Here is an 18,259-nt window from a genome sequence, read left to right as displayed (position 1 = left end):
GTGCTGGTTTGGTATTATCATTCGAGGCCAATCTGAAATCGTTGCCGGTACTCGGTTGGAGATGTTTTCAGTTGCCGTAAGAAGGCACGCCTTAGACGTTCATCATCTCTGAAGCCGCAGCGTGTGGCAATTTTTTTGACACTCAAATTGGTGGTTTCCAGAAGATTGCGTGCGACTTCTGTGCGGATGACTTCGACGGCCTTTGCAGGGGGGATGCGCATCTGCGCTGTATATTGGCGCGAAAAGTTCCGAGCACTCATATTTACTTTGGCAGCCAATTCATCAACTTTGAGTTCCAGGTGCAAATTTTCTTTGATCCAGCTGTGAAGCGCATCAAATCGACCTGTTGCATCCAGAAATTGCTGGTCCAAGGCCGGGCTGAACTGAGATTGCCCGCCTGATCGAACCATATGTGTCACAAGCGACCGAGCCATCTTGAGAGCAGTGGAACGCCCCAGGTCTTCGGCGACGATTGCCAGCGCCATATCCATGCCAGCGGTTATGCCGGCTGATGTCCACACGTTTTCGTCTTTTATGTAAATCGGATTCTCTTCGACACTTACTTCGGGGAAGTATTCTGCAAGTCTTTTACAGTCTTCCCAATGTGTTACGGCCCTTCGTCCATCCAGAAACCCTGCTGCCGCAAGAACAAGAGCACCAGAACAAACCGAGCAAACACGCTCGGCTTGTGATCCAATTTTTTTGATTGCTTCAATAAGCGCGCGGCTCTGCATCGCGTCATATGCACCATCTCCACCTACGATCACCAATGTATGGATTTTCTGGTTTAAGAAGTCCGAAATGGGCGCGGTTGGAATGGGAACCACAGTGTTTGTTGCAATCACCGTGCCTGCCAGAGATGCGATCGAAGTCGTATAACCTGCGGTGCCGGTCTGACTGTCTTTGGCATGCGTGAAAATTTGTAGCGGACCGACGAGATCCAGAAGAACGATATTCGGGTAGACGACAAAGAGGACACGTTTGGTGGTCATTTCCATCTCGTGGTTTGGCATAATTCGAGGTTTCATTGTCATTTATGACAGAGCGGATATCGATAGTCTAAGGGAAACAAACAGGAGGCTTTCCCTTGCTAATACTCAAACCGAATTGCGAATGCTGTGACACGGATTTGCCCGCGTCAGCACCAAACGCCCGGATCTGCACCTTTGAATGTACATTTTGTGCTGATTGCGCTGAGATGCGTTTTGACAAAATTTGTCCGAACTGCGGCGGCAACCTTGTTGTACGGCCTATTCGTCCCCCTGAAAATCTGATTTCCAATCCGGCATCGTCAGTACGGTTTAACAAAGATCATCCGGAATGCGCCAATCCAAGCCTGATCAATTAGGAGAGAAACATGAGAGATTTGCCTGAAATCATCAATTGGCGGCGCTTTGACAAGAACATCACGCTATCTGGTCAGCCAACCGAAGAACAGTTGATAAACATTAGGGACATGGGCATCACCCACGTTATCAATCTTGGGCCGCATTCAAATGATGGTGCACTAGAAGACGAAGCCGGATCTGTTGCTGAGCTGGGCATGGAATACATCTATATCCCGGTAGATTTTGAAAATCCGACAGATGCTGACTTTGCCGAATTCTGTAACGCGCTTGAAAAAGTAAAAGATCAAACTGTTCACGTGCATTGCATCTACAACGCCCGTGTATCGGCCTTTTTTTATCGCTATGCGAAGTCAGGAATTGGCGGTTCTGAAGAGGTTGCTTTTGCGATAATGGACGGTATTTGGCGCCCTGGGGGAGTATGGGCGAAATTTATTGGCAATGAGGACGCGCTGGATCTGCCCAATCGTTATTCTGGTGATGACTACTAAAGCATCAGACAGAACAACAATGCTTACCGTTGCCGCGAAAACGTCAGCGTCAATTTCCGAGGGACACCCATAGTACTTTTGCATCCTCATGACTGGTTGAGATGCAGCCATGCCCCATGCCGCTATCGTAGTAGACGGAATCCCCCGCATTCATCGTTAGGGGGCGATAGTGTTCCGTATACAGTATTACGGAACCGCTGATGACATACATGAATTCTTCTCCTTGGTGTCGAACCCAGGAATCAAATTCTGTCACATCGCGCGCCTTGATTGTGCTGATGTAAGGCAGCATGCGTTTGCTGGTCAGTTCGGTACATAATAACTCATGATCATAGGTGCGCGTGGCTTGATGTTCACCATCGCCGGTTCGGGTATAGTCACGACGGCCGGAAATATCGCTTTTTGCGGATTGTAAAAATAGTTGCGGAGTTTCCAGTTCCAACGTCTGCATCAGACGGCGTATAATTTCAAAGCTGGGCCGGGTTTGATTGTTTTCGATCTTGGATAGGGTTGAGCGACCGATCGCTGCTGCTTTTGCCGCCTCTTCCAAGGTCAGGCCTTTTTCCTTTCGGGCATCCCGAATCATTTTTCCAAGAATTTCGCCATCTGGGGCTTCGATAGCCTCAACTGTGATCCCTGCGTCTTCTGCCTGGACGGGTTCCATAGCGTAAATTCTCCTGTTTTTCAGAGAGCTTAGCCCGTGAGCCATTTATGGTCAAAATTTCTTTTTTGATTCATATGTTGATTTAAGGGAAAAAGTTTCCTATACGCGACATTAAGAAAGCAAAACGGTACGCACTTTCGATATCAATCCAAATTTACTTCGGAGAAAATCATGTCTGATTATGATCTGATCGTTATTGGTGGTGGACCCGGCGGCTATGTCGCAGCGATCCGGGCCGCGCAATTGGGCATGAAGGTTGCTTGTATTGAAGGGCGTGGTGCGCTGGGAGGCACCTGCCTTAACGTTGGTTGTATTCCATCCAAAGCGCTGCTGACTTCTTCGGCGAAATATGCAGAGCTTTCGCATCTGTCGGCGCATGGTATCTCTGTCGCGGAGAGCCATTTGGATGTATCCGCAATGATGGTTCGAAAAGACAAGATCGTCGGGGATCTGACCAAAGGTATCAAATTTCTCTTTGACAAAAACAATGTGGATTTGATCACAGGCTGGGCCAGCATACCGGCGTCAGGACGGGTTCGGGTTGGCGAGCAGAAGCTGAGCGCAAAAAATATCGTGATCGCTACGGGGTCGGAACCAACACCCTTGCCGGGAATAGAAATCGACGAGATTGATGTACTGAGCAGCACTGGTGCTTTGGCGCTGACTGAAGTGCCTGATGAGTTGGTTGTTATCGGGGCGGGGGTCATCGGTCTAGAATTGGGGCAGGTCTGGTCGCGGCTTGGAGTCAAAGTGACCGTCGTTGAATACCTGGATCGTATCCTGCCCGGTATTGATGGCGAAATTGCCAAGCTGACACAGCGCGCCCTGTCCAAGCGCGGCTTGAAATTTCAACTTGGCCGGGCTTTGAAATCGGTTACCAAAACCGACAGCGGCCTGAAACTGTCGCTGAACCGAGTTGCCAAAGACACCGAAGAGAGCCTTGAGGCCGACAAGGTGCTGATCTCAATTGGCCGCAGGCCGGTTACACGTGGGCTGGGGTTGGACGCCTTGGGTGTTGCAATGGATCTGCGCGGGTTTATTCAGGTTGATAGCGCGTTTCAGACATCCGTTCCTGGCATCTATGCGATTGGTGATTGCGTACCGGGTCCGATGCTGGCGCACAAAGCCGAGGAAGATGGCGTTGCCTGTGTCGAAACGCTAGCGGGCCTGAAAGGGCATGTCGACTACAACACGGTTCCCGGCGTTGTCTATACAGACCCCGAGGTTGCATCGGTCGGCGCAACCGAAGAAGCATTGAAAGCGGCCGGAACAACCTACACTGTTGGCAAGTTCGCCTTCATGGCAAATTCACGGGCCCGATCATCGGGAGAGACCGACGGCGCGGTAAAGGTGCTGGTTGGCCCTGGCGGTAAATTCCTTGGCGCACATATTTGTGGTGCACATGGCGGTGACCTGATTGCCGAGCTCGTGCTGGCGATGACGAAAGACGCCACTGTAGAGGAGGTGGCCCGCACCTGTCACGCCCATCCTGCCATGGGCGAAGCGGTCAAAGAAGCCTGCCTTGATGCGCTAGATCGCGCGATCCACGCTTGAGGGAGTAGCGCAATGACAGTGCAACTTCGCCTCCGTCACCCGGAGAAAGCAAAGAAAGCCGACAGTGCGATTCCACGTAAACCAAAGTGGGTTCGCCGAAAAAAGATAGAAAGCGCGACCTATAATGAGACCCGGCGTCTGATGCGTGATCATGACCTGGTGACCGTTTGCGAAGAGGCCGCTTGCCCCAATATCGGTGAATGTTGGTCCAAACGTCACGCCACCATGATGATCATGGGCGAGGTTTGTACCCGGGGCTGTTCTTTCTGCAACGTGGCCACCGGTCGCCCCGATGCCCTGGATTTGTTTGAGCCGGGACGCGTTGCGACAGCGGTCAAAAAGTTGGGCCTGCGTCATGTGGTAATCACCAGTGTGGATCGCGATGATTTGGAAGATGGGGGTGCAGCCCATATTGCCCAAACCATTCGCGCCGTCCGGCATCAGACACCCGAGACCACGATTGAGGTTTTAACCCCTGATTTTTTGGGCAAGGGTGCTGCGGCGCAGCAAGTATTTGAAGCCGCACCGGATGTGTTCAATCACAATCTCGAAACCGTTCCACATCTTTATCCTAATGTGCGGCCTGGTGCGCGCTATTACACTTCCTTGCGCCTTTTGGATGACGCCAAGCAGACCAATCCGGAAATTTTCACAAAATCGGGATTGATGGTAGGATTGGGTGAGACACTTAACGATGTCCGCCAGGTGATGGACGATCTTCGGGCCGCTGGTGTCGATTTTTTGACGGTTGGACAGTATCTGCAACCGACGCCAAAGCATCATCCGATTGATCGGTTCTGGACGCCAGAAGAATTTTCTCAGCTGGAGCGGATTGCACGTAGCAAGGGGTTTCTGGGCGTCTCCGCAACACCAATGACACGTTCGTCTTTTCATGCAGACGAAGATTTTTCCGCCCTGAAAGTGGCTCGCCAGCAGGCGTTGGCCAAGGGGCTTAACCAGACGCAATTGGGAGGAACACCATGGAAGCGTTAAATAACATAGTGGGACAGATAAACGGGGTTGTTTGGGGACCCTTGATGCTGGTTCTGATCCTGGGTGTAGGATTCTTCCTGCAGGTCGGGTTGAAATTCATGCCGATCCTAAAGCTGGGCACTGGCTTCAGGCTATTGTTTAGCGGTCGTGAGGAACAAGGCGATGGGCAGATCAGCCCATTCAACGCGTTGATGACCTCGCTCTCGGCGACCATCGGTACCGGTAACATCGCAGGTGTGGCAACGGCCGTATTCCTCGGTGGTCCTGGTGCGCTTTTCTGGATGTGGATGACCGCCCTTGTCGGTATGGCCACGAAATACGCCGAAGCCGTCTGCGCGGTAAAGTACCGCGAAACCGATGAACTGGGTAATTTCGTCGGCGGCCCGATGTACTATATCAAAAACGGCCTCGACAAGAAGTGGTATTGGCTGGCGCCAGCATTTGCCCTTTTCGGAGCCATTGCGGCATTTGGTATCGGTAACGGTGTGCAGGCCAATGGTGTTGCCAGCGTTCTGGAATCGAATTTCGGTGTCAACACATCGGTCACGGGGGTCATCCTGATGGTTCTGACCGCTGCTGTCATTCTTGGAGGTATCAGCCGGATCGGTGCCGTCGCCGGGAAGCTGGTTCCGTTTATGGCTGTGGCTTATATTCTGGCTGGTTTGCTGGTTCTTTTGATCAATATCGGTGGCATTGGTAACGCGCTGAGTTTGGTCTTTACCCATGCCTTTACGCCATCAGCGGCCGAAGGTGGCTTTGCAGGTGCCGCAGTTTGGGCTGCGATCCGGTTTGGTGTGGCACGTGGTGTATTCTCGAACGAAGCGGGCCTTGGTTCAGCGCCGATCGCACATGCCGCCGCTTCAACCAAAGGCCCTGTTAATCAGGGTCTGGTCGCAATGCTGGGTACGTTCATCGACACCATCATCGTCTGCTCAATCACCGGTCTTGCAATCATCGCATCTGGCGCCTGGACTTCAGGAGAATCCGGTGCAGCCTTGACCGCACATGCGTTCGAGATTTCGCTGCCCGGTCTCGGCGGCTCGCTCATCGCCGTTGCCCTGTCGATCTTTGCCTTCACTACAATCCTTGGTTGGTCGTTCTACGGTGAGAAATGCATAGGCTTCTTCTTTGGAGCCAAAGCTCTGATGCCTTACCGCGTGTTGTGGATCGCGATGATCTACTTCGGCGCGACCGCAGACCTTGGCTTTATCTGGCTGTTGGCTGATACGCTGAATGCCATGATGGCGATCCCCAATCTGATCGCACTGGCGCTACTTAGCCCGATTGTTTTCAAACTGACACGTGAGTTTTTTGCCTCTGGCGGCAAAACAGAAGAGCCAGGCGGCGCTACTGAATAAACTGGATCAGGGGGCCGGCAAGGCCCTCTGACGTCCCGTTCAAAACACTCTTCGAGGAGATAAGAAGATGGCAACTAAAATTCTTTTGCCGATTGATCATACAGATGAACGGTCCTGGAAATCCGCGCTTCCTGTGGCGATAGAACAAGCGAAATTCTACCGGGCCGAGCTTCATGTGGTTTCGGTAATACCGGAAATTATCCTACTGCCAAACCTGCCCGCGAATTACGGTGCAGGAGCGAAAGATCACGTTCGAAACACTGTTCAGAAGGTTTTGGATCATAACGGGGCGACTGACCTTCAAATACATATCGAAGAAGGGAGCGTATACCGCGAGGTTTTGAAGCTTGCGCATAAAGAGGGCTTTGACATGATTGTTATGGCCTCTTCGAAAGGTGATTTTCCGAACTATGAGATCGGTCCCAACTTGGCGCGCGTTGTGCGAAATGCACATTGTACGGTTATGGTCATTCGAGACTAGGTGAACCGACAAACTTCATAATCGCGCTGAATCAGTGGTCGGTTCTCGACAGGCGGGTATCAAGAATTTCAAGATTTCCACTGGGTGAACCGATCTGGTTCAGCGCTGTTATTTTTGTTGGTTCGTATGTTGAATATTTTTCTTACTCAACGTTGTCGGAATTTGCCACTAATAACTCAGCATCTACTGAGTTGAGTTTGATTTATCGAACGGCTTCTTTTCACCGTCACTTGCAGCCAATGGCGAGGTTTGGCGATGAAATTTCACTATAGATTTGTTTTCAAGCTGCTGAGGGGCAAACCACTTCGATTAGGGATGGACCCTCACTAGACAGCCCCGCAGACAATGATCTAACAAAACTCTCCATATCGTCAACGCGTGTTCCTGGAACCCCATGCCCTTTGGCCAACGAGACCCAATCAAGCGTTGGATTGTCTACATCAAACATAGCCTGAGCGTTCTGGCCAAAACTCTCAACGCCGACATTTGCAAGCTCGTCTCGCAGTATCTGATATCCGCGGTTGGCAAAAACGACCACGGTGACGTCAAGGCTCTCACTCGCCATGGTCCACAAAGATTGTAGTGTGTACATGGCGGAGCCATCACCCGTGAGCGCGATGACTTTTCTGTTCGGACAAGCGATTGCGGCACCGGTCGCGCAGGGCAGGCAAAGTCCGATGGCACCACCTGTTCCCGTAAGCAAATCATGCGACCGCGCCGTTGTGATGGGTGGAATAACATGAAAGCCGGAGGTTACGGATTCATTGCAAAGGATAGCGTGCTCTGGAATTAGAGCGGCCAGGGCTAGGCCGACCTTTTCCAAGGTAAGCTGCCCGCTTGGAATTGAAGGTAGGTCGAGAGCATATCTTTTGGGCTGTGTTTTGTTCGAAACACCAACCGCATCTGCCAATGACTGAAGCGTCCAGGCGATGTCATCCGTAGGGGCGCAAAGGTCTGTTATCGTACAGTCCGCAGGCTCGGGAACGCTTGGTTTGTTCGGATAGGCAAAGAATGCAACTGGTCTGTCGGTACCTAGCAAGGTGATCGAAGAGGTGTGTTCAAGTTGTGCGATTTTGGGCGCTATTGGATAGACAAGTTGATCTAATTTCGTGGCCCCTGCGCCTTTTGAAATGCGAGGGATCAGGGTGTCGGCCAGCAACCGACAACCGGTTGCCGCAGAAATTTTACCGGCCATGTCGCGAAGCTGACCAAAAAGTGCGGGCCCTCCGATCATCAGAGCCGCGTTGTGGGTTTTCAACCGCGCGGCTGCCGCTTCGATATCTTCGGTGGATGGGCGATGAAGGTGTTGAAGTGGTAGATTTGTTGTCACGGGGCCAATGGCAGGGTTCCACGCCGTGTCGGCCGGCAGGATCAGCGTTGCAAGCTGACCGTTTTGGGATCGGGCGGCCTGGATCGCCGCAGCACCATCAGCAGCAATGCCTTTCGCATCACTAGACACCCGCGTCCAATGACTCACGGCCTGACTTATTCCGACAATGTCACCTTTGAGAGGGCTTTCGTATCGCAGGTGATGGGTCGCGTGGTCCCCTACCACGTTCACGATTCCGGATCCGGATTTCCGCGCATTATGCAAGTTTGCAAAAGCGTTACCAAATCCTGGTGCAAGGTGCAGAAGTGTGCCCGCGACGTCTTGTTTCATACGATAATAGCCATCTGCGGCGCCAGTCGTTCCACCTTCGAACAGGCATAGAACGCAATTTATCTCGGGGTGCTCATCAAGGGCCGCGACGAAGTGCATTTCAGACGTACCAGGATTGGCAAAGACTGTATCCAAACCACTATGAATGAAAGTTTTGACTAACGATTCCGCGCCGTTCATTTATTCACCGTTCACACAGATTTCGGCGAAGTCTAAGGGACAGATGATCCAAGTGTAAGTGAAAACCTCTGCGAGTATCGGCTCCTGATATATCAGCCATGTCGTTTCAATAGCCCGATCGTGCAAGTTGCTTCGACGCGCACAAACGCTTGCCTTGATGTGTCCGACCGAACCATCGCTTTGTTCGGTTGCTGGTTTATTGCTCGGTCGATTTCAGTCGGTCGTGGCTTGCATTCAATTTAACCTCAAATCCTGCAATCGGTTTGTGTCAAGGAAACTATCAAACTCTTTGGCGAAAATTTCTTGTAGCGAAAGCTCGTCGGTCGCTGGATCCGACAGGGTATTTGAGTTTCCAACCATTAGAAACGTGTCCAGATCGTCCTCCTCTGATGCGGCGTCTGTTTCGGTTTGAAATCGAGCGCCATGGTCGCCATGAATCATAACGGATACGAACGGTTTATCTGCGATTGCATCAAGTAGTTGCATGATCTTCCTGTGTGAACAGGCCGTCTGATCCCAATAGGCCATGTGAATGTCCTGCAGGTTTTGCTTTGGGCCTTGGCGCACCGGATAGGCCCATCTGTTTGGTGTTTGAGGTTTGCAATCAGAACTCAGAATATAAGGAAAATGCGGCAACAGGAGGTGGGCAATAAATGCATCCCCTGGCTGAATTTCTTGCAACTCCGTTTCCAAAAGTTCAATTGCTTCAAGTGTTTTCATCGGCCACGATAAATAGCGGTAGCTTTTTACAGGGGTATAGAGGGCATTGCTGATGGCCTTGTACGCTCCAATATAGCGACCACTTTGAGGGTTCCTGTAATCGCGTGATATCGCGAGGAATGCGGTCAAAAGCCGTGCATCAAGACCCAGGTCTGAGGTCTGGAAAACGCTCATGTCGCGGATCGGATAGGAGCGACAATCAATGTTGGGTACGCCCACGCAAAAATCCAGGTACGAGCTTTGTCTCACCCGAACACGGTATCCTTGCGCAACCAATTCCTGAATCTGCGGGTTCTGCCGTACCGATAAAATGTGATCATCGTCGGGCTCAAAAGGAGCAAGATTTTCGGTATCGCCGTTCAGCGACACGAGATTGGGCAACGACTGGTTCGTATGGTAGTGCACGGAGCGAACGGTGCGATATGTTTTAAATCCGCGTTGCGCATAATCCTCATAGATCGACAATGCCGGATGCTGCGGGGGTATCGTATGTGCCATTGCATCAAGGGATGCTTGTTCGTCCAGGATGATGTGCAGCAACGCGTTTCGCGGCTCTCCTGCCTCGAATGGCTGACTCTTTGTTGTGGCGAAAGGATCTGTCTTGGGCAGGACCACGTTCGACAAGCTAAAGATCACGGCAAAGGTGCTTATGACGGGCAAGGTCCGCCTGCCGACCTTGCGGTGCAGCATGTAGAGTGCCGCAAACAGCACCACCAACCAGGCGATTTGCAAGCCGGATGTGTCGAGGAAGTAGATACAGATCAATAAGAAAAGCGAGGCAGCGACCAGAACGGATTGTAGCCCAAGCTTGCCAAATCCATAGGCCAAAGCTGATCCCGTTATCAGGAAAAGGGCGGACATCGCCCACACCTCAAAGGCGAAGAAAGTATAGCCCAAGTCCAGCAGATGCGTGACCGGCATCGCTGCCCAAAGCAAGCCTATCGCAATCAAATCATGCCGCATGGTAATCAGTGATCGCTGTAGGACACCAGCAGGCGGCCATTGCTGTCAAAAACATGCTCACTGACAATTTTCTTACGCATGCTCACAAGCTCTCTGAACCGTTCTTCGGTATAATCTGGGAACATGTCCGGGCGCATTTCCAAAAGCTGTCGCACCATCGGGTCGCGCTTGGGAACAAATTCGATGATACCTTCCGGAGCAAGATCAAGGAACCAATTGACGACTTCGTCGAATGGAAGGTTCGCACCGATGACCAAATGATGGATCACGGCCAACGCAATAACACCGTCGGCGTTTGCACGCGACATCAACCCCTTACGTTCCGATTGCCTCCAACCGATGTCCGATGAGGGATCCGAAAGATTCATTGCCAGTGGCAAGATCGGAGCTCCGCGTTGCGTCCGAGTGTTGAAAAGCGCCTCCAACGAATCCAAATCACTATCGAGTACGATGGAGCTTTTCGCGCCCGCCTCAATCGCGGCCATGGAAAAGTCACCTGTGTTCCCACCAATATCCCAGATAAGATTGGGTTTTACCTGGGCTGCCCAATCGCGGACAAAGTGTAACTTGGTGTCGCGCATGTCATCGGAATAACTGTTTTTTGACGCATAGCTATTCCAGTAGGTTTCGGATCGCTTCTTACTCTGCAAATCGGTTAGGAAGCCGTGCAGTTGTTTGAGTATCGCGAGATAGTTGCTTTTGCTGACGGCTGCGGCTTTCCTGGTTTTGTCGTTGAATTTGGCGGAGGACGCAGAGGTAATGGATCGCCCGTGCAGGTACACATGCAGAAATCCGGTCAAGCTGGAAAACAATCGATGTTTGGGCAGGATCGACAGCGCATCGGCAAAGGGGATACCGTCAATCGAACCACGATACATCGCCTGATATGACACACCGCCCCAAGCCTCTAACAGAAGCGGCAACAGAAACTGACGGCAGAATTGATTGTAGCCGTTCCAGGGTTTGCCCTCTTCATATTGCTGGATGGACAGCACATCAATGTGGATCGGCCTGCCCTCCACAAACTGCATATTATAGGCCGTGGCGTCCGAAAGCACGTAGCCTTCTTCGAATGCGGCGATCTGTAAGTCCAGATGGGCAAGCGCGGCTGCTTTCAGCTGCGAGAAGGTCCATTCATAGGGGTAGCTGACCATTGGCACCTTGGGGTGCTCGTATAGCGCGGCGGCGGTCTCACCACGTGCCCCGGTATAGTTGGCCAGAGTAAATTCGTCCGCGTCGACACGTTCGCAGGCAATCATAAAGCCTTGCTTGGCTAGTCGCGAAATGATGCCACTATCGTAAATGGTTGCAAACTGCTGATGCATTGCCGGCATGATCGCGCGAAAGACACGGCCTTCATTCAAGAAAACATAGCCGTTTGGGTCACGAAATGATCCCGCGTCCCTTTCGGGCGCCGCTGTCGTGTCACGCATTTTCGGCGTCGTCTTGCTTCTTGGATTTGAACGGAGCCATGATTTTTTCACGTACGGAACGTATGGCAACCGCGCCGGCGGCCAAACCTCCAACAATAGTCTGAATAATGATGCTGCCCGTGATCGGATCAATGTAGGCCAAAGCCGGTGCTGCGGATGCCGCGAACAAGATCGCCCCACTCAGGCTGGAAATTGCAACTTGTTTCATACTAACTCCGCTTTTGTGTTTGAAATGCGCGTGATGATCTCGCGGTGGCAATTGGCCCCGCCTTTCAAATATGCAGGCACATCCATTTGTGTTTCGTAAACACGGTCAAAAGAACGTAGTACTGTGGCGAAAATTTGAAGACTCTTTGAAGAGTTGATGATTTGGCGGCGGTCTCGGCGCGAACGGTTTGTGTAAGAAAAATGTTTTCAGAGCCTTTCGAGAGCTTTTCGGAATAGGTTCAAACAGACAGGTAGCTGCCTTTGCCGCCCCCTCTCAGCGCGGTCACTTCGTCCTCACTGGTTTGGATCAATGGGTAGGCCGCTGATCACAAGCATTTTCTCGTGCGCAGGGAATGTAACTTGATAATTTCTCAACGACAGGCTCGCGTGAACGTAACTTCAAGCTGCGACTAGAGACCGTAATCAGCCATCATGCGGCGCAGGACGTTGGGGGGCACTATAAGCTTACCATCTGGATCATAAGGTCGGGATGGTGTGATTTCACCGGATTGAATGCCAAGGATGATCGCCGCGGTTTCGTCCGGTGTGGCAAAATCTTCACGTGGTGTCAGAAGTTCCTCGATCGCGCTCGCATCAACGGTTTTGCCGGTAATTATGTTTGCGATTTTTGCGAGTATTTCAGGCTCCTCCATCAGGAACGCGTGGGAGCCTGTCGCGAAATCAGTGATGTTGGCTTTGGGTGTGGATGCAAGTGCGGCGGACCATACGGGTATCGTGCCATCGCCCGCGCCCAACCCGAATTTGACCGGTGATGGCGAATGTCCGGGTACGTAATGCGGTGGTAGCTTGGGCTCCCAGATGGCGCTTGATTGCGTTGTGTCCGCTTCATTCACACGAAGGTGGAAAACCTTTTCCCCCAGGCTTCCCTGAAGGGGCGCCGCCAGAACTTGCCGTACAGAAAAGCCTCGGGGAATTTCACCCGTTCGGGTCCACTTTGGATAGCGCGAAAAGCTACTGGAGCTATAGGGATCGACCGGTTTGCCACTTTCTGAATCGACAACCGGGTAAGAGGTAAGCCCGATAGCCTTGTGCGAATGATCATATGTCATTTCATCAATCGGCAGCAGGCTATACATGCCTGGCCAGGACGACGTAATCTTTGCGACAACGGGGGCGGAGTATAGCATATTGAAATATTCGACGCCGTTATAGAACCGGTCAAGCTGGCCAAAATAGCCGTAAAAGGGTGAGCCGACTGAGATCATGCCCTGAAGGTCTTTTGCCAGATGCGGCTGGCTTGACATCAGCAGTTTGGCGACCATGCCGCCCATGCTATGCCCGATCAGATGCGTGTTTTGAAGAATGTTTTGACCAGTCATATTCAGCGCCCTGGCAGACATTTCCGTCAGGGTTTGAGCCAGATAATCAACCGACGTCATGACTTTACGCCGCCAGTCCCAGCCCATCACAAGTACATTTGCACATAGATGATCTCGGAAATAGCGGACCGCGTCGGAATAAGGATGTACCAAACAGTAATCTATATCGCCGTCAGCCACGACAATCTTGTGTTTTGTGTCAAACCCGTCTGCATCTATTGGCAATCGCAGCGCTTCACCGAAAAGTAAGCCCATATTGACCCAGATGACTCGCCTGAACGCGCTGGGAGGTTGCGGAAATCCGTTAAATGCTGAGCGGGATTGACGCAGAGCAGAGCCAAGCCCGCCCGGAAGCAGAACGATGGTTGGCTGGTTGGGATCGAAATTTTGAAAGAAAACGTCCAGCGCTTCGTCGATCATATCCATCGACTCGATATGTACGGTTTCAAAATAGGAATACGGCTGGGACATCTTAAACCTCTGGGGATTGGGATATTCGAATAGTCAAATTTCAGAAACGATCCGACCATCGTCACCGAAGCGGCCTTCGTGGTCAATGCTGCTTTGCCCGTGTGCAAAGTACTGTCAGCCACTACGTGTCACAGAGTCGATAGGAGGCACATGAAAAATCGTTGCAGGTCGCAAAAACATTAGCTTTGCGGATATGAGTGATGGTGCTAGGCTCAACCGGAAAATATCACATCTTTCAGCTATTTCTGGCGCTGAGGAGGAGTATGACCGCCTCGCAATATCTACCACCAATTCTTTTGCAGTGGTCGCATGCAACTTTTGCTGACAAGAACATCCCGTTTGTCGAAAGCTTCGATGGCGCTGTTCTTATTGTCGATATATCAGGCTTTACAGATCTTACCGAACACCTTGCCAAATTGGGCAAGCCCGGAGCCGAGCAGATCAATGATGTGTTGACCAGCTTTTTTGCCGATATTGAAGATGTGATCGACAGGCATGGCGGCACCATCTTCGACTACGAAGGCGATTCAATCATTGTTGGATGGCGGCAAACAAACCAAGAAGCTGATAAGCCTTTACTGGCCTGTTGTGCCTGCGCGTCAGATATCCGGCGTGAATTCAGCCCGCGTACCGTGAATGGGCACAGACTGGATGTCCGGATTTCGGTTGGTATGGGTCGATTGGATTTTATCCACCTTGGTCTTGAAAATGGACGACGTCATCTGTTGCCAGCGGGCACCGCTATCGACGAGGCAGCAACACTTTCAAGAGAGGCGCGGCCCGGTGAAGCGCTGATTTCGATCCAAGCAGCGGCGCGTGTTAAGGATCAGTTCAAATGCCAGCCGCGCGATGATACTTCCTTGGCTCTGCTTGGTCCTGAGAAAGGTGGTGTGACCTTCTGCGAACCGGTGGCAGAGTATATGGTCAAAACCGAACCTGATCCCGACAAGATGCAGGACTACTTGCTACCGCTCGTACGTGCGCGGCTGAATTCTGCGCTGGCAGATTGGATGGGTGAAGTTCGAAAGCTGACGCTGATTTTCGTGGAAATCAACGTCAGTGAAGGTGCGGATGACCTTGATACTCTGAATTCAATAGCGATCGAGGTTGAGGGCATTCTGGAAAGTCTGGGAGGGGTCGTTCTATCCATCAAGTTGCGGCACGGTCTGCTCTTGATTGAAACCGCTTTTGGTCTGCCGGGTCAGGCCAGCAAGAACGACGACTGGCGGGCGATTGCGACAGTGATCGAATTACAAACGCGATCACGTACCGGTCATTTCGGGATTTGCGCGGGGATTGCCACCGGACGGGTGTTTTGCGGTCCTTTTGGCGCGCCCCATTTCAAGATGTATACAGTGATCGGGGCTGCCGCGAACCTTGCCGCGCGGCTGCGAGATGTCGCGACGGGCCGTATTCTGGTTGATGAGGAAACCCAGAAAATCAGCCAGCGGTCCATCGGATTCGAAGGTCCTTGGTCGCTTCAGCTTTCTGGCATACGAGGGAAAGTTCAGGCTTACGTTCCAACTGAAAAAATGTCGCGGCGACCCGGACGCGTCGTCCATGAGATCGTTGGGCGCAACAAAGAGCGCGAGATCCTCGGAAATATGCTTGAACGCTGCCAGGGTCAGGTGCAGGTGGCAATGATCTATGGTGAGGCTGGTATTGGTAAGTCAACGCTGGTGGCATCGGTTCGGGCGGAATGCGAAGACATGGAACGCCACACTGTGGTCGGGATGGCGGACGCGCTTGATCGGCAAACACCCTATCTCGCGTGGCGGGCTATTCTCCGGCGCTTTCTGGGGCTGTCGTCGCGAACGGACTCGAAAGAGGTCGCGCTGTTCAGCTTGAAATCCAATCTTGAGACGGCGATTGGCGACACGACATTGGCTCCGCTGGTCAACGACGTGATTGACCTCAATCTTCCGGAGACACGCGTAACCGCCAGTATGGCAAGCAATGTGCGGGCAGAAAACCTGCGCAAATTGATGTGCAAGCTCATCTTGTATCATCTCAATCATACGACCCGCGTACTGGTGATCGAAGACGCACATTGGCTTGACCGAAGCTCTCAGGTGCTGCTGGTTGAGGTTATTCGCAACGCCCCGCGTGCTCTTGTCTTGATTACCTCGCGGCTAAGCGAGACGATGGCGGCGGATTTGGCTGATCTTTCCGGGTTTGGTCATAAAGTGCGGCACATCCCGTTGGAACGACTGGACAAGCAAAATGTCATTGCCGTGGCACAGCGCGCGTTGGGTGAAGGCAATTTTTCTGCCTCGCTACAAAACTTTATCGTTCAGACCAGCGATGGCGTGCCGCTTTTCGTAGAAGAGCTTTGCCATCTGGCAACAACCTTGGGTCAGTCCGGTGAAAAAGAATTGGCCGAACTTCCCAACCTGCTCGAGGCGGCAATCCTGGGTCGGATCGACACGCTATCGCCCGAGGACCAGATTGTGCTGAAAACGGCCAGCGTTTTCGGGTTGCGTTTTAAACGTCATATGATTTCGCGCCTCACGCCCTTTGCCGAGAGCCGCATTGACATCGAAGCCGCAGTAGCGCGCATCACTGAATTGCGTCTGTTCCATTTCGATCAGGATTGCCCGAACGATCTGGAATTCCGGCATCAGATTATTCGTGATCTGGTCTATGATGGCATGCTATCGGAACAAAAAGCCGAAACCCATGCGGCGGTTGCCCATGAGATGGAAGCGCAGACCACCGCCGAAGATATTGAGACATTGCCGTTGCTGTTGACCCACTGGCGTCGCGCTGGCCACGCCGCAAAGGTTGTCATCTACATCGAGCGACTGGCCGCGCTTCGGTTGCGTCAGTTCGATAACGCTGCCGCCATCTCATTACTTGAGGAGTTCTGCGAGCGTATTGCTGATCCTGATGTGCCCCAAGATACGATGCGGGATGCGCGATGTTTCATGATGCTTGGTAAGGCCCATTCAGGTCTTGGCAAAATGGTCGAAGCAGAGGTGGCATTTCGGGAGGGGCTTTCCAAATTGGGGATGCGATTGCCAAGCAGCCGCCGCAGTCTGGTGCTGGAACTGGGCAAACAAATCTTTCGTCAAATGCGCCAGCGTCGAAAGACTGATCCGGCTCAGATGTCCTATGCCGATGCAAGCCGCACCTTCAGTACTCGCCAACAACGGGCAGAGTTGGCGGCCGGGGCGCATGAAACACTGACGCAGATCTTCTATTTCAACGGCCAAAAGGGCAAACTTCTGCACTCGGCGCTGTCTGCCGCGAACCTGTCGTCTGAATTGGGTGTTGCTACACCATCCTTGGCAGTCAACACTGCGGGACTTGGCGCAATCTGCGGGGTCATTCCCCTGCGCAAGCAGGCCACCTATTACCTGCGACGTGCCGCAGATATTGCAAAGATCGTGGATGTCCCCTCTGCAAGCAGTCGCGTCAGCCTTTTTTCGGGCCTTTACGATATAGCCGTGGCTAATTGTGAACGGGCGAAACGACACTTCCTTGATGGGATGGAGAGCGCAAACGCCATCCGTGATCAGCGGCTGTGGTGTGAGCACGCGGTGAGTTTCGAGTTGATTTGTTCACCGTGGAGCCTAACCCATGCTTTCAAAGATATTGAGACATGGGACGCGCTTGTCGAACGGCTGGAAGAGATCAGTCTTGAACGCGATGATATGCAGGTGCATGCATGCGCGCTTTTGGGTCGGTTGCGTGGCAATCGGGCGATCGGACGAAAGGTGAATGACAAGAAAAGCTGGACAAAGCTTGAACATATTCTGGCACCGACGTCTCCAAAGCTTGAGCTTATTCACTATGCAGAAGGGTCGGGGTTGCTTGCGTCCGCCGCTTTTGAAGAGGGTGACAAAGTCAGAGGCGATGTTTGGATAGAGGTTGCGCGTCAACGTATGGCTGATCTGGAATCGGGCATGAAGTCCAGAACACTTCCTGCACTTATGGCCGTTTTTGAGGCTTGTTTGCGCCAGCTTGAGCACAGCATCGCTGATGAAAGAGCCGCCTCAATTGATCTTGCAAGATCGGTGGCGGCCAAGTTGCGCACCTTTGCACGCATTTATCCGATCGGGCGTCCCTATCTATCGCTCTGCATGGGCGATCTTGCGGCGCTTGACGGCAAATCAAAAGCTGCAGTGCGGCATTGGCGATCTGGGCTATCAGAGGCCACACGGCTGAAAATGCGCGCTGCGGCCGCGATTTCGGCTCGGCGCCTCGGTCTCATCAGTGAAGATGAAAACGGGCATTTTCCGGACGACCTCGCGTTGTTCGACCGGATAGAGGCCGATGCACCAACTGATCGTGAGATGGTTCATCAAATTCTTTCTACAACAACGGAAATTCCTATCGGGAACAAAAACGACCAAAAGTCAGGGGATTTCTCCCTGCATAATAATTGAGGCATTA

At 52.3% G+C, this 18,259-nt stretch carries 14 protein-coding genes; 7 read left to right on the top strand and 7 right to left on the bottom strand.

Translation table 11 applies throughout. The annotated features are described in order from the left end of the window. Nucleotides 1-17: 17 nt before the first annotated feature. Entirely contained in the window at nucleotides 18-992 is a 975-nt protein-coding gene (locus tag Q1B27_RS15580; RefSeq protein WP_299848750.1) for a DJ-1/PfpI family protein, read from the bottom strand. 95 nt (nucleotides 993-1,087) lie between these two features. Between Q1B27_RS15580 and Q1B27_RS15575 the strand changes: the two genes are divergently transcribed. Further along, nucleotides 1,088-1,348, top strand: a complete 261-nt coding sequence (locus Q1B27_RS15575) for a DUF1272 domain-containing protein (protein ID WP_299848749.1) — start codon at nucleotides 1,088-1,090, stop codon at nucleotides 1,346-1,348. A 9-nt stretch (nucleotides 1,349-1,357) separates the two neighbouring features. Next, a complete protein-coding gene (locus Q1B27_RS15570; RefSeq protein ID WP_299848748.1) occupies nucleotides 1,358-1,837 on the top strand; it encodes a protein tyrosine phosphatase family protein in 480 nt (159 codons plus the stop codon). A 49-nt stretch (nucleotides 1,838-1,886) separates the two neighbouring features. Here the strand turns inward: Q1B27_RS15570 and Q1B27_RS15565 are convergent, their stop codons facing one another. Next, the gene (locus Q1B27_RS15565; protein WP_299848747.1) at nucleotides 1,887-2,501 is read right to left on the bottom strand and encodes an XRE family transcriptional regulator; all 615 of its coding nucleotides are present in this window, start codon (nucleotides 2,499-2,501) and stop codon (nucleotides 1,887-1,889) included. Between the two features lie 171 nt (nucleotides 2,502-2,672). Between Q1B27_RS15565 and lpdA the strand changes: the two genes are divergently transcribed. The 4 genes from lpdA (at nucleotide 2,673) to Q1B27_RS15545 (ending at nucleotide 6,887) form a co-directional block, all read left to right on the top strand. Then, complete coding sequence (gene lpdA, locus Q1B27_RS15560; protein WP_299848746.1) at nucleotides 2,673-4,055, top strand: dihydrolipoyl dehydrogenase; 1,383 nt, start codon at nucleotides 2,673-2,675, stop codon at nucleotides 4,053-4,055. Nucleotides 4,056-4,067: 12 nt separating this feature from the next. Continuing rightward, a complete protein-coding gene (gene lipA, locus Q1B27_RS15555; protein WP_299848745.1) occupies nucleotides 4,068-5,048 on the top strand; it encodes a lipoyl synthase in 981 nt (326 codons plus the stop codon). After that, entirely contained in the window at nucleotides 5,036-6,406 is a 1,371-nt protein-coding gene (locus Q1B27_RS15550; RefSeq protein ID WP_299848744.1) for a sodium:alanine symporter family protein, read from the top strand. The genes lipA and Q1B27_RS15550 overlap by 13 nt, the downstream gene beginning before the upstream one ends. 67 nt (nucleotides 6,407-6,473) lie before the next feature. Next, nucleotides 6,474-6,887: a universal stress protein gene (locus Q1B27_RS15545; protein WP_299848743.1), complete on the top strand. Its 414-nt coding sequence runs from the start codon at nucleotides 6,474-6,476 to the stop codon at nucleotides 6,885-6,887. A 280-nt stretch (nucleotides 6,888-7,167) separates the two neighbouring features. Here the strand turns inward: Q1B27_RS15545 and Q1B27_RS15540 are convergent, their stop codons facing one another. From Q1B27_RS15540 to Q1B27_RS15520, 5 genes are all read right to left on the bottom strand, one after another. After that, on the bottom strand, nucleotides 7,168-8,727 hold the full coding sequence (locus tag Q1B27_RS15540) for an acetolactate synthase large subunit (protein WP_299848742.1): 1,560 nt from the start codon (nucleotides 8,725-8,727) through the stop codon (nucleotides 7,168-7,170). Between the two features lie 234 nt (nucleotides 8,728-8,961). Continuing rightward, the gene (locus Q1B27_RS15535; RefSeq protein ID WP_299848741.1) at nucleotides 8,962-10,410 is read right to left on the bottom strand and encodes a hypothetical protein; all 1,449 of its coding nucleotides are present in this window, start codon (nucleotides 10,408-10,410) and stop codon (nucleotides 8,962-8,964) included. Nucleotides 10,411-10,415: 5 nt separating this feature from the next. Then, nucleotides 10,416-11,843, bottom strand: a complete 1,428-nt coding sequence (locus Q1B27_RS15530; protein WP_299848740.1) for a hypothetical protein — start codon at nucleotides 11,841-11,843, stop codon at nucleotides 10,416-10,418. Next, nucleotides 11,836-12,051, bottom strand: coding sequence for a hypothetical protein (locus Q1B27_RS15525; RefSeq protein ID WP_299848739.1), 216 nt, complete (start codon nucleotides 12,049-12,051; stop codon nucleotides 11,836-11,838). Before Q1B27_RS15525 ends, Q1B27_RS15530 begins: the two co-directional genes overlap by 8 nt. Nucleotides 12,052-12,460: 409 nt before the next feature. After that, entirely contained in the window at nucleotides 12,461-13,861 is a 1,401-nt protein-coding gene (locus tag Q1B27_RS15520; protein ID WP_299848738.1) for a hypothetical protein, read from the bottom strand. A gap of 263 nt (nucleotides 13,862-14,124) precedes the next feature. On the opposite strand from Q1B27_RS15520, the gene Q1B27_RS15515 reads away from it, so the two are divergent. Next, nucleotides 14,125-18,252 (top strand): AAA family ATPase, encoded by a 4,128-nt coding sequence (locus Q1B27_RS15515; RefSeq protein ID WP_299848737.1) that lies wholly within the window; start codon nucleotides 14,125-14,127, stop codon nucleotides 18,250-18,252. The last annotated feature ends 7 nt before the right edge of the window (nucleotides 18,253-18,259 follow it).

This window comes from uncultured Roseovarius sp. (genome assembly GCF_947489715.1).
Lineage (GTDB): Bacteria > Pseudomonadota > Alphaproteobacteria > Rhodobacterales > Rhodobacteraceae > Roseovarius.
Note: the sequence above shows the minus strand (reverse complement) of the source record. Positions and strands in the feature narration are given on the sequence as shown.